The 14,401-nt window shown below is 69.7% G+C and carries 11 protein-coding genes; 3 read left to right on the top strand and 8 right to left on the bottom strand.

The features are described 5' to 3' along the window. Positions 1 to 20: 20 nt before the first annotated feature. Positions 21 to 1,292 carry a cation:proton antiporter gene (locus ACFWN2_RS10835; protein WP_382426580.1) on the top strand — a complete coding sequence of 424 codons (1,272 nt, stop codon included), beginning with the start codon at positions 21 to 23 and terminating at the stop codon, positions 1,290 to 1,292. On the opposite strand, the gene ACFWN2_RS10830 is transcribed toward ACFWN2_RS10835, so the two are convergent. Both ACFWN2_RS10830 and ACFWN2_RS10825 read right to left on the bottom strand, forming a co-directional pair. Continuing rightward, positions 1,238 to 1,678 carry a GNAT family N-acetyltransferase gene (locus ACFWN2_RS10830; RefSeq protein ID WP_382426579.1) on the bottom strand — a complete coding sequence of 147 codons (441 nt, stop codon included), beginning with the start codon at positions 1,676 to 1,678 and terminating at the stop codon, positions 1,238 to 1,240. The genes ACFWN2_RS10835 and ACFWN2_RS10830 overlap by 55 nt on opposite strands. 76 nt (positions 1,679 to 1,754) lie before the next feature. Next, on the bottom strand, positions 1,755 to 4,019 hold the full coding sequence (locus ACFWN2_RS10825) for a proprotein convertase P-domain-containing protein (protein ID WP_382426578.1): 2,265 nt from the start codon (positions 4,017 to 4,019) through the stop codon (positions 1,755 to 1,757). Positions 4,020 to 4,228: 209 nt separating this feature from the next. On the opposite strand from ACFWN2_RS10825, the gene ACFWN2_RS10820 reads away from it, so the two are divergent. Further along, positions 4,229 to 5,086 carry an XRE family transcriptional regulator gene (locus ACFWN2_RS10820; RefSeq protein WP_382426577.1) on the top strand — a complete coding sequence of 286 codons (858 nt, stop codon included), beginning with the start codon at positions 4,229 to 4,231 and terminating at the stop codon, positions 5,084 to 5,086. 674 nt (positions 5,087 to 5,760) lie between these two features. Here ACFWN2_RS10820 and ACFWN2_RS10815 read toward each other — a convergent pair. Continuing rightward, positions 5,761 to 7,806 (bottom strand): fibronectin type III domain-containing protein, encoded by a 2,046-nt coding sequence (locus ACFWN2_RS10815; protein ID WP_382426575.1) that lies wholly within the window; start codon positions 7,804 to 7,806, stop codon positions 5,761 to 5,763. A 78-nt stretch (positions 7,807 to 7,884) separates the two neighbouring features. After that, entirely contained in the window at positions 7,885 to 9,174 is a 1,290-nt protein-coding gene (locus ACFWN2_RS10810; RefSeq protein WP_382426574.1) for an MFS transporter, read from the bottom strand. 101 nt (positions 9,175 to 9,275) lie between these two features. Between ACFWN2_RS10810 and ACFWN2_RS10805 the strand changes: the two genes are divergently transcribed. Then, a complete protein-coding gene (locus ACFWN2_RS10805; RefSeq protein ID WP_382426572.1) occupies positions 9,276 to 9,869 on the top strand; it encodes a class I SAM-dependent DNA methyltransferase in 594 nt (197 codons plus the stop codon). Here the strand turns inward: ACFWN2_RS10805 and purU are convergent. From purU to ACFWN2_RS10785, 4 genes are read right to left on the bottom strand one after another with little or no spacing between them, the layout of a single operon-like run. After that, positions 9,866 to 10,708, bottom strand: coding sequence for a formyltetrahydrofolate deformylase (gene purU, locus ACFWN2_RS10800; protein WP_382426571.1), 843 nt, complete (start codon positions 10,706 to 10,708; stop codon positions 9,866 to 9,868). The two genes, ACFWN2_RS10805 and purU, sit on opposite strands and share 4 nt — an antisense overlap. Next, a complete protein-coding gene (locus tag ACFWN2_RS10795; RefSeq protein WP_382426569.1) occupies positions 10,708 to 11,286 on the bottom strand; it encodes a sarcosine oxidase subunit gamma in 579 nt (192 codons plus the stop codon). Before ACFWN2_RS10795 ends, purU begins: the two co-directional genes overlap by 1 nt. Further along, positions 11,276 to 14,116 carry a 2Fe-2S iron-sulfur cluster-binding protein gene (locus tag ACFWN2_RS10790; protein ID WP_382426567.1) on the bottom strand — a complete coding sequence of 947 codons (2,841 nt, stop codon included), beginning with the start codon at positions 14,114 to 14,116 and terminating at the stop codon, positions 11,276 to 11,278. The genes ACFWN2_RS10795 and ACFWN2_RS10790 overlap by 11 nt, the downstream gene beginning before the upstream one ends. Beyond that, on the bottom strand, positions 14,113 to 14,394 hold the full coding sequence (locus ACFWN2_RS10785; RefSeq protein WP_382426565.1) for a sarcosine oxidase subunit delta: 282 nt from the start codon (positions 14,392 to 14,394) through the stop codon (positions 14,113 to 14,115). The genes ACFWN2_RS10790 and ACFWN2_RS10785 overlap by 4 nt, the downstream gene beginning before the upstream one ends. Between the last annotated feature and the right edge of the window lie 7 nt (positions 14,395 to 14,401).

Raw genomic sequence — 14,401 nt, 5'->3', positions numbered from 1 at the left:
CAAGGGCCAAGATGAGGCCCATGAACTCGCTGTTGCTCGCCGCCGCGTTCGCGATGGTCGTCCGGTCGCTGGCCGCGAACCGCCTGGACCGCTGGCTGCTCGGGGCACCTCTCGTGATGGTGCTGGCCGGGGTCGTGGTCGGATGGTTCGAACCGAGTGGCATCGCGGACGGCCTCAACACCGAGTCGGTGCAGCACGCGGCCGAGATCATCCTCGCGGTGCTGCTGTTCGTCGACGCGACGGAGGTGCGCGCGGGCAGGCTGTGGGGCCCCTATCCGGGGCTGGTGGCGAGGGTGCTGCTGGTCGCGATGCCGATCAGCATCGCCGTGGCCGCACTGCTGGGCTGGTTGCTGTTCCCGCGCCTGCCGTGGGAGGTCCTGCTGCTGGTCGCGTGCGTGACGGTGCCGATCGACTTCGCCCCCGCCGAACGCGTCGTGCGCGACCGGGGGCTGTCCGCGCGGGTGCGGAGCACGTTGAACGTCGAGGGCGGCTACAACGACGGCATCATCACGCCGCTGTTCCTGTTCGCGCTGGTCCTGGCGGGTGACGACACGCAGGAGCGCACGCCGTTGGAGGCGCTGGGCACGGTGCTGCCGTTCGCGGTGAAGGCGCTGCTGGCCGGCGTCGTGATCGGTGCGTTGCTCGGCTGCCTGATGGACCTCGCCCACCAGGCGGACTGGGTGAGCGACCAGTCCGCCCGCGTCGCGGTGCTGCTCACGCCGTTGCTGACCTACACGGCGACGGTCGCGATCGACGGCAACGGGTTCGTCGCGTCGTTCGTCTGCGGCATCACGTTCCGGTACGTGCACCGGCTGCTCAAGGCCCGCCGCGTCCGCACCGGGCGGGCGGAGGCGCGCACCGACGCGTTGAACTCCGACCTGCACCTGCTGGAGGACGTCACCGGGCTGCTGACGATGACCATGTGGTTCGTGGTCGGCATCGCCGCCGTGCTCACGTTCTACCTGGGCGTTTCATGGCAGGTGCTGCTCTTCTGCGCGGCCGTGCTCACCGTGGTCCGGCTCGGGCCCGTGTTCCTCGCGCTGACCGGCTCGCGGATGCGGCGGCGCGAACGCCTGCTGGTCGGCGCGCTGGGGCCGAGGGGCACGACGACGATCGTGTTCGGGCTGCTCGCGTTCAACCGGCTGCCGGAGGGTCCCGCCGCCGACACGATCCTGACGATCACGGTCGTGTGCGTGCTCGGCAGCGTCGCGCTGCACGGTGTGGGCGCGACGCCGTTTCAGAGGCTCTTGGCGAAGTGGAACGCCGGGATGACGAAGCCGGAGGCCAGGTAGAGGCGGTGCGCGTCGTGCCGTTGAGAGCCTGAGTCGAGGTGCACGCCCGCGCAGCCCAGGCGCCGGGCCTCCTCGTCTACCCACCGCAGGAGGGCGCCGGCGTGGCCCTGACCGCGGGCGGACGGCAGCGTGCTCAGGTCGTCGACGTAGAGGTGCGAGCCCGCGTAGAGGCTCGTCTGGTGCCGGAACCCGGCCAACGAGACGAGACGGTCCGTCTCGTTGTAGGAGACGACGAGACGGTAGCCCTCACGCCGTTGGGCGCGCACGAGCTCCACGAACTCGTCGGCGTCGGTGAGGTGCGGTCGGAGTTCGCGCATGACGTCGAAGGCGGAGGCCAGGTCCGCGTTGTCCAGCTCCGCGATCTTGATGGTGTGCTGAGTGGTCACGACGATGATGTTCGCGCGGACAAGTGGCCTCTCAGAATACCCATTGTGCGGGTAAACCAAGAGGCCACTTCATCGCCTACGGGGCCAGGTTGATGCCCCACGTGTCGATCGTGCCGACGTCGGACGCCGCCAGGTCGCGAACGCGGAGCTTCCACGTGCCGTTGGCGCCCTCGCCCGACACGTTCGCCGTGTAGGTGCGGTCGATGTTGTCCGCGCTGCCACCGGTCCGGTTGTGCAGCGTGTACGACGTGCCGTCCGGTGCGATCAGGGCCACCGTGAGGTCACCGATGTACGGGTGGACGATCCGGACCGTCACCACCGAAGCGGCGGACGGCGTGGACGAGCACCCGGAGATCACGACGTCGCTGTCGACCGCGGCGCCCGCGTCCGGGATGGCGACGTCGTTGGGGTTCGTGCCGGTGCAGCTGCCGCCACCGCCGCCCGTGACGGTCAGCGTGTAGGTGGCCGTGCGGTTCGCGGTGCCGGCCGCGGTGATCGTCACCGGGTAGGTGCCCGCGGCGACGGACGCCGTGGTGGCGATCGTCAGCGTCGAGCTCGCTCCCGTTTGGACGGACGCCGGGCTGAACGAAGCCGTTGCGCCGGAGGGAAGTCCGGACGCGGACAGCTGCACGGTCTGCGGATCACCGCTCACCGTGGCGGTGCCCACCGTGGCCGAGACCGACGAGCCCGCCGCCACCGAACCGGACGTCGGCGACACCGACACCGAGAAGTCCGCGCCCGGCGTTCCCGTACCGACGGCGGACTTCCACAGGGTGTAGGCGATGCCGTCGACCGCGCGGTTGAGGTGGGTGTCGCTGATGTTCGCGGTGGTGTCGCAGGACGCGTGGTAGCAGGGGTCGAACGCGCTGCCCGATGTGCCGCCCCACTTCGTCGCCTGGGCCGCGGTCTTGCGGGCGCTCGCGCCCATCGCGTAGCCGGACGCCGGGATGCCCGCGTTGGTGAAGGACGCGTCGTCGGACCGGTTGCGGCCCTCGGTGTTCTCCTCCGGCTGCAGGCCGAGGGAGTCCCAGTACGCCTTCATGTGCGTGGACTGGGCCGAGGTGATGTTGTTGATGAAGTAGCCGCCGTTGGTCGAGCCGACCATGTCGAAGTTGTGGTAGGTCTTGATCTTCGTGCGCTCGGCGGACGGCAGCTGCGAGACGTAGAAGCGCGAGCCGTTGAGGCCCTGCTCCTCGTCGGTCCACCAGCCGAAGCGGACCTTGTTCACCATCGACGGGTTGCGCTGAGCGAGCACGAGCGCGGTCTCCAGCAGCGCGGCCGAGCCAGAGCCGTTGTCGTTGATGCCGGGGCCGGCGGACACACCGTCGAGGTGGGCGCCGAACATGTAGACGTTGTTCGCGTTGCCTCCGGGCCACTCCGCGATGACGTTCGGTCCGGCACCGCTGGTGCAGCCGGACGTGCAGGGCTGCTCGGTGACCGAGTACCCGGCGGCGGTGAGCTTGTCCTTCACGTACGCCACCGACGCGCGGTAGCCGGCCGACGTCGAGCGCCGGTTGCCGCCGTTCTGCGAGGCGATCGTGCCGAACTGCGTCAGGTGCGCCTTGACGTTGGCGATGTCGATGTCCGGGATCTGCGGCCCGGTGCCACCCGTGACCGTCAGGGTGTAGGTCGCGGTCTTCGTCGTCGTGCCCGCGGCCCGCACGGTGATCGGGTAGGTGCCGGACGAGATCGACGCCGTCGTGCTGATCGACAGCGTGGAGTTGGAACCGGACGTGACCGAGGCCGGACTGAACGACGCCGTCGCGCCGGAAGGCACTCCGGTCGCCGTCAGCGCGACGGTCTGCGCCTGACCGGCCGTGGTCTGGGTCTGGACGGTCGTCGTGGCCGTGCTGCCCGCCGCCACCGAACCGGACGTGGGCGAGACGGCGACGGAGAAGTCGTTGGCGGGCGTCGATCCGCCGAGGTTCAGCGACCAGGCGTCGATCCGGCCGGTGTCGTTGTTCGCGTTGTCGTTGACCCGCAGCTTCCACGTGCCGTTCGACGTCTCGCCGGACAGGTCGACGGTGTAGGTCTGGTCGATGTTGTCCGCGGAGCCGCCGGCCCGGTTGTGCAGGACGTACGCGGAGCCGTCCGGGGCGATCAGGCTGACCTGGAGGTCACCGATGTAGGTGTGCACGATCTTCACCGGCACCGTGGCGGTCGCCGACGGGACCGACCCGCAGTCGCTGATGGCGATCGGCGACTCGACGGTGGTGTTGTCACCGATCGCGAAGTCGCTCTCGTTGGTGCCGGAGCACCCGGCGGCCTGGGCGGTGGCCGTGGGCAGGACCGCCGTCAGCACCAGGAGTGCTGTGACGAGCAGGGATCTTCTTCTTCGCACCTTCGGGCTCCTTCGCAGGGTTTCTGCAGGGTTCGCAGGGTCAGGCGACGGTAGCCGTAGCGATCGCTCAGGACATCCGGTCTTTCGGATGGTTGTGGTCACTCTTGACGTGCGGCGATCGGATGATGTCCGTTTTCACTTTTAAGTCCCGGCTTCCGTTGCGCCATAAGAGGGATAGCGTCGACGCGCCCGTCGGGAAGGAGACAACGATGTCGGACTTCGCGTCCGCACTCCGGGAAGGCGTCGCGGCGCGCGGCCTGTCCCTGGAACGGATCCGAGACCACCTCGCCCGCCGAGGCGTGTCGGTCAGCCTCGCAACACTCAGCTACTGGCAAACGGGCCGCAGCCGCCCGGAACGCCGAGCCTCGGTAGCGGCCGTCTCGTGCCTGGAGGAGGTGCTGGCCCTGTCCCCCGGCGCGTTGTCCTCGCTGCTGGGCCCCGCTGTCCGCGGAAGCCGCCGCCAGACGGGCATCAGCGAGTTCTGGCCGGTGCCTTCGGTGATCGACGACGTGGTGGGTGGCGTCGACACGCGCTGGGACTCGCGCCTGACCCGCATCAGCCAGCACGACCGGGTGGCCGTGGGGCCGGAGCGGGGCGAGCGGTCTTATGTGTCGCGGCAGGTGCTGCGGGCGGAGGAGGACGGGCCCGACCGGTGGGTCGTGATCCTGCACCTCGACGAACACGACCGGCCTTTGCCTGCCATCCGGCCGTTGCACAACTGTCGGCTCGGGCGGGTCGTGACTCGGCCTGCCGACGGGCTTCTGGTGGCGGAGTTGCTGTTCCGGTCGCCGTTGCGGCGGGGGCAGACTGTGATCACCGAGCACGAGTTGGTGAATTGTGCGCCTTATCCGTTGGCCACCAACTACTCGCGCAAGTTCCGGCGGCCGGTGCACGAGTACGTGCTGGAGGTGACTTTTGACGTGGTGCCGCGGTCTTGTCGGCGGGTGGTGCAGGAGGCGGATGGGAGTCGGCGGTCTGTTGGGGTGCGGGTGGAGGAGGGTGGGTCGGTGCTGGGGGTGGCGCTGAAGTTCGGGCCTGGGTGTTATGGGTTTGAGTGGAGTTGGTGAGAGGGCTCGGGTTCGGTTCAGGTGCGGTGCGCGTGCGAGAGCGCGGGTCCGGTGCGCGCGAGAGAGCCGGGGGGTTCGGTGTGCGCGAGAGAGCGGGGAGCTGGTGCGCGCGAGAGCCCGCATACCCGCGTAAGTCGCCCTGTGCGCGGGAGAGCCCGCGTGCCCTCATGCCCGCGTGAGTCGCCGTGCGCGTAAGAGCCACCGTGCGCGCAGAGCCGTCCTGCGCGTGAGTGCACACCGTGCGCGCATGGACGTGCCAGCGTGTGCGAGAGCGTCCCGCGCACATCAGCCGGCATCTACACGCGAACCAGGCGTGCGGGAGACAAGCTGCACGCCCAAGAACCGCCGTGCGCGCATCAAGCAGCGTCTGCACGTGTGCAAGCGTGCGCGCGAGACGGGCCGTGGGCCTAACAGCCGCCATGCGCGCAGGCCCGCAGGGCAGCAGTGCGCGCATCGCCTGACGTGCGGGCAGGAGCCGCCGTGTGGGCGAAACCAGCATGCGCGCAGCAGCCACCGTGCGCGCGAGAGCCGCCGTGTGGGCGAGAGTGGCATGCACACGAGAGTGGGTGCGCGCGAGACCCGAGGTTTGCGCGCGTTGCCCGGCGTGCGCGCAACTCCCGCCGTGCGCGAAGGTGGGTGTGGCCGCACAACGCGGCCACACCCACCCCCTTCCACTAAACCGTGAGCGACCAACTGCTCAGGACGCCCGTGTCACCGGGGCCGCTGTCCCCGATGCGCAGCGTCCAAGTGCCGCTCGCGGCCTCCCCTGCACCAGGGACCACGGAGAACGTCCTGCCCGCCGGGAACGGGTGGCAGCTGTAGTTGCCACCGGGCGTCCGCATCAGCGGGTACGTGCGGCCGCTCGGTGCGACCAGCGTGACGTTCAGGTCTTCCAGACAGGTGTGCACGGCGTCGACCTTGACGGTGATCGGGTTCCGCGCTGCGCCGGTGGCGGTGGATCGCACCGCGCTGACTGCCACCTGGTAGTCGCGGATCGGGTGGTCCGCGTCGTTCGTGAACGTGCGGCCGCCGGTGTTGCCAGACGTGCGCGCGGTGACCGCCGACGACTCCTTCGACTGGTTGCCGGCCGCATCCAGCGCACGGACGGTGAACGTGTACGAGGTGTCAGCGGCCAGGCCGCTCACCAAAGCAGTGGTGCCGGTGACCTTCGTAGCGACAACACCACCCTGCAACACCTCATAACCCGTCACACCCACGTCGTCCGTCGAGGCATCCCAAGCCAAAGACACACTCGACGCAGTCACGCCCGTCGAGCGGAGGGTGCCGGGCGCCGACGGAGGCGAGGAGTCCGCGCTGCCCGGCTGGGTGCGGACGGTGACCGGTGCGCTGCCAGCGGAAGTGTTGCCGGCCGCGTCCACCGCGCGAACGGTGAACGTGTACGAAGTGTCAGCGGCGAGCCCACTCACAGAAGCAGTGGTACCGGCAACCTTCGTAGCGACAACACCACCCTGCAACACCTCATAACCCGTCACACCCACGTCGTCCGTCGAAGCGTCCCAAGCCAAAGACACGCTCGACGCCGTGGCCCCGGTGGAACGAAGGCCGGCCGGAACGGACGGCGCCGTGGTGTCGCCGGAACCGGAACCCGTGACGAGGGTGAGGTTCCACTTGCGGAGTGCCTCGTTGACCGGCTGGAAGATCGACAGGTCACCGTCGTCCGTCGGGTTCTGGACGCACTGGGACGGGCCGCCGTCGTGCAGGCCCACGGCCTTGTCGCCGAGCAGCCACGCGCCGCCGGAGTCGCCGCCCTTCGAGCACGCGGTGGTCCAGGTCAGGCCCTCGATCACCAGGCCGCCGCCGTAGTCCACGGCCTTGTTCACGTACTTGACCTCGCCGCACTGCCACTTCGAGGTGTTGCCGGAGTGGCAGACGCGGTCGCCGACCATCGCCTCGGCCGAGCCGGTCACGGTCACGGCGGGCTGGCCCCACGTGTTGACGGACGGGGACAGGGTCCAGCCCGGCTCGGTCACGGCGACGACGCCCATGTCGCCCTCTCGGGCGTTCACGCTGCGGGTGCCGCCGACGTTCGACGTGCCGATCCTGTTCTGCTGGCCCGACTGGCCGTAGGCGGCCTGGTTGGCGTCGTTCGTGCAGTGGCCGGCGGTGAGGAAGTGCTTGCCGCCGTTGGCGTCCGTCGCGGCGAAGCCGACCGAGCAGTACGTCTCGGAGCCCGGCCACCACGGGCTGCCGGCCTGCACGGTGCCGGCCTGCTGGCTTTGCTGGGACCTGGTCTCGACGACGTTCACTCCGTCGAGACCGCGCACCTTCGTCAGGAACCGTTCGGTGGCCTCGGTCCTGCGCGAGGTGTTGACCGTGACGTCGACCTGGTTGTCGCGCACGTCGACGCCCCAGCTGAACACGCCGGGCACTCCGTCGCCGATCAACGACCTGACGTCGGCGAGCAGTTTCTCCAGCTGTGCGGCGCTGCGTTGCACCACAACGACGTTGACGCCCTCCGACCGGGCTTGCCGTGCGGCGTTCTCGGTCGGGACCGCGACGGTGAGCTTGCCGGCGGCCGCGTCGAACCAGTGGCCGGCGAGCTGGCCGCGCAGGTCCTGCGACAGGCCCTTGAAACGCTGGTGTGCCTCGTTCTGCTGGGCCTCCGGCTGGGCCGCGGCCGCGCTCTGGGTGGCGCTGAGCATGCCGATCGTCAGGAACGATCCGCACGCGGCAGCGATGATTTTGCTGCGCACTCGCATGAGTGGAACTCCTTCGCAGGCAGGGTGCCGAAACGGTATTCCGGAAAACCCGCGACCCGCGAATTTAACTTTTCGGTTTCACCTCCTCAATTCAGGCCAGCGCACGTGGTCGGAGTTGATGCGGAACTCGTGCGAGTGCGTCCACACATCGCCGTCGGGAGAGCGGTGTTCGTGCTCGACGACCTCCGGGTCGTGTGTCGGCCAGAGCCTCAACGCGAACACCGCGCCCACAGCGGTCAGCGCGCCCAGCACGACAAAAGCCGTCGCGACACCGAAAGTGGCGAGCCACCCGGCGAGCGGGTAGCAGAGCAGCCAGCAGGCGTGCGACAGGGCGAAGTCCGCGGCGAACAACGCGGGCCGGTCGGCCGGGTCGGCGGAACGGCGCAGCAAACGGGCGCCCGGCGTCAAAGCAAGCGAACAGCCCGCGCCGATCAACGCCCACAACACCAGCAGGGTCGGCCAATGTCCGGCGAGCAACGTCCCCGCGAACAACACCACCACGAGCACCAGTGCCGCTCGCAGCACGACTGCACGATCTGCGAACCGGTCCAGCAGCCGGGGAAGCGTCAACGCCGCCAGCAACGAACCCAAACCGTTGGCGGCCAACGCGATACCGACGGCAGACGCGTCACGACCCAGTCCGTCTCGCACGTGCGCCACGGTGTTCACGAACACCATCGAGCCCGCCGCGGCGGCAGCCAGGTGGACGGCGAGCAGCCCGCGCAACCGCGGCGTGGCGAGGTAGATGCGGACGCCGCGGGTGGTGGCGTCGTACCAGCCGTTGTGCGACAACGGTTTCGGGCGCGGAAGCACCACCGACAGCACCAGCAGCGCCGAGGCCGCGAACCCGAACGCGGTGCCGAGGAAGAGCGTCTCGAAGCTCACCACCGCCAGCGCGGCCCCGGCGAGCGCCGGGCTGAGCAGGCTCTCCAGGTCGTAGGCCGTGCGCGACAACGTGATCGCGCGGGTGTAGTCGCGTTCCGCCGGCAGCACGTCCGGGATGGTCGCCTGGAACAACGGCGTGAACGCGGCGGATCCGGCCTGCAGCAGGAAGATCAGCACGTAGACCTGCCACACCTCGCTGACGAACGGCAACGCGGCGGCCACCCCGAACCGCAGCACGTCCAGCGCCACCAGCACCGCACGGCGAGGCAACGCGCCGAGCAGCGCGGAGGCGATCGGCGCCACCGTCACGTAGGCCATCATCTTGATCGCCAGCGCGGTGCCGAGCACGGTGCCCGCGCGCGGTCCGGCGAGGTCGTACGCCAGCAGACCGAGCGCGACGGTCGCCAGTCCCGTTCCGGTCAGCGCGACGACCTGGGCGCCGAACAGATTCCGGTAGGCCGGATCACGCAGAACGGAAATCACGGCGGAACTATAGGCACACGAATAGGTTTGCGTCGACGGTGCAACAGCAGAACACTGGCAACAGCAATTCTTTCCCAACAATTCGCGCTAGGGTTCCGGCCGTGACTCCCTACGACTCGGTCGCACCCCTTTACGCCGAACTCTTCAGCGACGTGCTCGACACCAGGCCGCTCGAACGCGCGATGCTGGCCGCGTTCGCCGAGCTCGTCGACGGGCCGGTCGCCGACCTCGGTTGCGGCCCCGGCCACCTCACCGCGCACCTCAGCGGACTCGGTCTGGACGTGTTCGGCCTCGACCTCTCCCCCGCCATGATCGAACTGGCGCGCGAGGCCCACCCGCACCTCCGGTTCGAGGTGGGGTCGATGACCGAGCTCGACCTCGAGGACCAGGCGTTGAACGGAATTCTGGCGTTCTACTCGGTCATCCACATGCCGCCGGACGAGCTCCCGGCGGTGTTCGCCGAGTTCTTCCGGGTGCTCGGGCCCGGCGGCCACCTGATGCTCGGGTTCTTCGCGGGCGACGACCCCGAACCCGTGGAGTTCGACCACAAGGTGACGCCCGCCTACCGCTGGTCGCCCTCGGGCATCGCGGAACTCCTCCAGAAGGCCGGTTTCACCGAAGTCGGCCGGCTCGTCCGCCGGCCGATCGAGGGTGAGCGGTTCCTCCAGGCGCAGTTGCTGGCGCGCAAGGACTAGCGGAACACCACCGTGCTGTTGCCGTTGAGCAGGACGCGGTGCTCGCAGTGCCAGCGCACGGCCCGCGACAACGCCAGCGCCTCCGCGTCACGGCCCGCGGCGGTGAGGGCGCGCGGGTCGAAGGAGTGGTCGACCCTCAGCACCTCCTGCTCGATGATCGGGCCCTCGTCGAGGTCCGGCGTGACGTAGTGGGCCGTCGCGCCCACGTACTTCACACCCCGGTCGTAGGCCTGGTGGTACGGCTTGGCGCCCTTGAAGCCGGGCAGGAACGAGTGGTGGATGTTGATCACGCGGCCGGCGAGCTTCGCGCACAGGTCGTTGGACAGCACCTGCATGTACCGCGCCAGCACCACCAGGTCGGCCTGGTACTCCTCGACGAGCTCGACCAGCCGCTGCTCGGCGGCGTGCTTGGTGTCGGCCGTGTTCGGCACGTGCACGAAGTCGAGCCCGGCCGCCTCCGCCATCGGGCGCAGGTCCTCGTGGTTCGACACCACGGCGGCGATCTCCCCGCCGAGACTGCCCGCCCGCCAGCGGAACAGCAGGTCGTTCAGGCAGTGACCGGCCTTCGACACCATCACGAGCAGGCGCGGCGCGCGTTCGTCGTGCAGCTCGAACTCCATCTGGAACTCGGTGGCCACCGCGGCGAACTCCCCCGCGAGCGAGTCGACCGTCGCGCCGGCGCAGGAGAAGGCCGTGCGCAGGAACAACCTCCCGCGCACGTCGTCGTCGAACTGCTGGTGCTGCACGATGTCGCAGCCGTGGTCGACGAGGAACGACGTCACGGCGTGGACGATGCCCGCCCGCTCGGGGCAGTGCAGGGTCAGGGTGAACTGGGGCATCACGACACCGCCAGGTACTCGGTGCAGGCGTCCACGAGCCAGGCCGCGAAGTACTCGGCGAACGACGAGCGCACCAGGATCGTGAAGCGGTCGTCGCCGGTCACCTGCAGGACGATCCCCGTCCTGGCGAGGAGTGTCTGCACGCAAGTGCCGACGGGAGCCGAAGCCGGGTGCAGGTCCACGGAACATCCGTGAGCCAGCACTTCTCGGACGAGCGGACCCTGGAGGACCACCGTCGTGCGTTGAGCCGAAGTGTCCACAACGGACCCGCGAACTGTCCCGAGCGCGCCACGCAACACCTCCTCGATCGTGACCTGCTGGTCGGGCCCGGCCGTGACGAGGAACTCGTCCGGTCCGAGCCAGAGCACCTCGACGTCTCCGAATCGTCCGGTGCCGGACGTGAAAGTGCAAGCAGCGGAAGGAAAAACGACACCGAGCGTAGAGCTCATCGCCGCGACGGCGTCCGGGTCGGACACGCGGATGGTGAGCTGCGATCGGAACGGCACCTCGGCGACGTCCAGAACCGGCGCGAGCGCCGCCAGCCGGTCGTTCCAGGCGGCGAGTGGACTAACCGTCACGACGGGCTCCTTCCTTGTCGTAGAGCACGGATTCGGTGACGGTGACCGGCACCAGCGAGTCCTCGACGGGCACGTACAACGTCTCGCCGATGCGTTCGTGGCCGGAGCGCACCAACGCCAGCGCGAACGTCCGGCCCAGCGCGGCGCTCGGATAGCTGGACGTGACGTGGCCGAGCATCCGCACCGGCGGTTCGGGCAGCCGGTCGGTCTCCACGATCTGCGACCCCTCCGGCAGCAGCACCGACGGGTCGACGGGCAGGAGTCCCACGAGCTGCTTGCGGTCGGTGCGGTTGTTCTCGGCACGGGCGAACGAGCGCTTGCCGATGAAGTCGGGCTTCTTCTTGGACACCGCCCACGACATGCCGAGGTCCTGCGGCGTGACGGTCGCGTCGGTCTCCTGGCCGATGATCGGGTAACCCTTCTCGGCGCGGAGCACGTGCATGGTCTCGGTGCCGTACGGCGTGATCCCGTACCGCTCGCCCGCCGCCATCAACGCCTCCCACACGGTGATCCCGTGCCAGGCGGTCACGTTGATCTCGTAGGCCAGCTCGCCGGAGAAGCTGATCCGGCACACCCGCGCCGGCACCCCGGCGACCTCGGTGTCGTGCCAGGTCATGAACTCGAACGCCTCGATCGACACGTCCAGTCCGGGAGCCACGGCCGCGAGCACGTCACGAGATCGCGGGCCCACCAGCGGGATCGTGGCCCAGTGCTCGGTGACCGAGGCGCAGTGCACGTCGAGGTGCGGCCACTCCGTCTGCAGCCACTCCTCCATCCAGTCGAGGATCTTGGCCGCGTTGCCGGTGGTCGTGGTGACGAGGTAGCGCTCCTCGCCGACGCGGATCACCGTGCCGTCGTCGATCACCATGCCGTCGACGCCGCACATCACGCCGTAGCGGATCTTGCCGACCTTCAACGTGCTCATCAGGTTCGTGTAGAGCATGTCGAGGAACTTGCCGGCGTCACGGCCCTGCACGTCGATCTTGCCGAGCGTCGAGCCGTCCATCATGCCGACGCTTTCGCGCGTGGCCCTGCACTCCCGCAGCACGGCGGTGTGCAGGTCCTCGCCCGGTTTCGGGTAGTACCAGGGCCGTTTCCACTGCCCGACGTCCTCGAATAGCGCCCCATGAGCCACGTGCCACGGGTGGATCGCCGTGACGCGCACGGGGTCGTGCAGCTCGCCGCGGTCACGTCCGGCCAGCGCCGCGAACGACACCGAGGTGTACGGCGGGCGGAACGTCGTGGGCCGCTGGTCCGCGAGCTCCACGCCCAGCGCCTCGGCAACGATCCCCGCCGCGATCATGCCGGACGTCTTGCCCTGGTCGTGCGCGGTGCCGATGGTCGTGTACCGCTTGATGTGCTCCAACGACCGCAGGCCGGCGCCGGTCGCCCTCAGCACGTCCGCGACCGTCGAATCCCGTTGCAGGTCGACGAAACCGGAGTCGGAGCCGGGCACGCGCCACAGCACGAGCCCGGAGCGGGCGGTGCAGCGCGAGTCGGAGGCGGGCAGCGGCACCTGACCACCGGAGGTGAACCCGGCGGCACGGGCGGCCTCAGCACCGGCCTCGCGGCCCTGGCGAGCGCACGAGGTCAGATCGAGTTCGCCGGTCGCCGATCCCGCGACACGAACGGCAGAAAGTTCCTCACCCGGCACGAAAGCGCCGAGTTCGGCGTCGTAGCGCAACTTGCCGCGGGCCTGGCTGAACAGGCCGACGACCGGGTTCCAGCCACCGGACACGAGGAGCGCGTCGCAGGCGACCGTTGACGGGGCCGCCTCTCCGAGGCCGGACAGCGGGGCGACGTGGGCGGCGGTGACGCGTGCCTCGCCGTCCGTTCCCACCACCGCGTGTCCCGCGCGCACCTCGATCCCCCGCGCCGCGCACTCCGTCGCCAGCCGTGCCGGCGCCTCCGGACGGGCGTCCACGACCAGCGCGATGTCCACACCGGACTCGGCGAGGTCGATCGCCGCGCAGTAAGCGGAGTCGTTCGTCGTGAACACGACCGCCCGCGAGCCGGGCAGCACGCCGTACCGGTGCAGGAACGTGCGCGCGGACGAGGCCAGCATGATCCCGGGCCTGTCGTTGTCCGCGAACACCACGGGGCGTTCGTGCGCACCGGTCGCGAGCACGGTCTGCCGCGTCCGGATCCGCCACACCCGCTGCCGCGCCACACCGGCGGGAGCCGCGAACCCGAGGTGGTCGGTGCGCTTCTGCAGAGCCAGCACGAACCCGTCCTGGTACATGCCGAACGCCGTCGTGCGCTCCAGCACGAGCACACCGGGCGTCGACTTCAGCTCGGCGACGACGTCCGCGACCCACTCGGCGGACGGCCGGTCGTCGAGGTACTCGTCCACGCCCAGCAACGCGCCGCCGGCCTGGTTCTGCTCGTCCACCAGCACCACGCGGGCACCGGCGCGAGCGGCGGTCAGCGCGGCCACCAGACCGGCGGGCCCGGCGCCGACGACCAGGACGTCGCAGTGCTCGTGCTTCGCGTCGTACCGGGCTGGGTCGGGCTCGGCCGACAACCGTCCCTGACCGGCGAGGCCGCGCGCCACCAGGCCGTCGTACAGCTCGACGGTCGTGGCCAGCAGCATCGGCTCCGAGAACGGCGCCTCGACCTGGACCAGCGACGTCGGGTCCTCGGAGCCCGCCGCGACGACGCCGCGCGGACGGCCGAGCTTCACGCTGCTGCCGATCTCGTGGACACCGTGCGCCAGCAGCGCGGACGCGAGCGTGTCGCCGGGGTGTCCGGTGTACTCGGTGCCGTTGAAGGTGAAGCGCAGCAACGTGTTCCGGTCGACGAGCCCACCGGTGGGAGTGCGGAGGTTCATGCGGTCACCTCGGGCTTGGGCTCGCCCACGCGGTAGACGGCCAGCAGGTCGTGGGTGCGGGTGTCGCGGACGGCGTTGAACCACCGCCGGCACCCGGCGCTGTGGCTCCAGCGCTCGGCGAACGGGCCGCTCGGGTTGTCCCGGAAGAACACGTACCGCGCCCACTCCTCGTCGGTCAGCGCCGACGGGTCCTCGGGGTACGCGACGTGGGCCTGGCCGCCGTAGTGGAACTCGGCCTCCTCGCGGGGCCCGCACCACGGACACGGGATCAGCTGCATCGCAACG

The sequence above is a fragment of the Lentzea sp. NPDC058436 genome (genome assembly GCF_042721515.1).
Taxonomy (GTDB): Bacteria; Actinomycetota; Actinomycetes; order Mycobacteriales; family Pseudonocardiaceae; genus Lentzea.
This window is presented reverse-complemented; position numbering and strand designations above follow the sequence as displayed.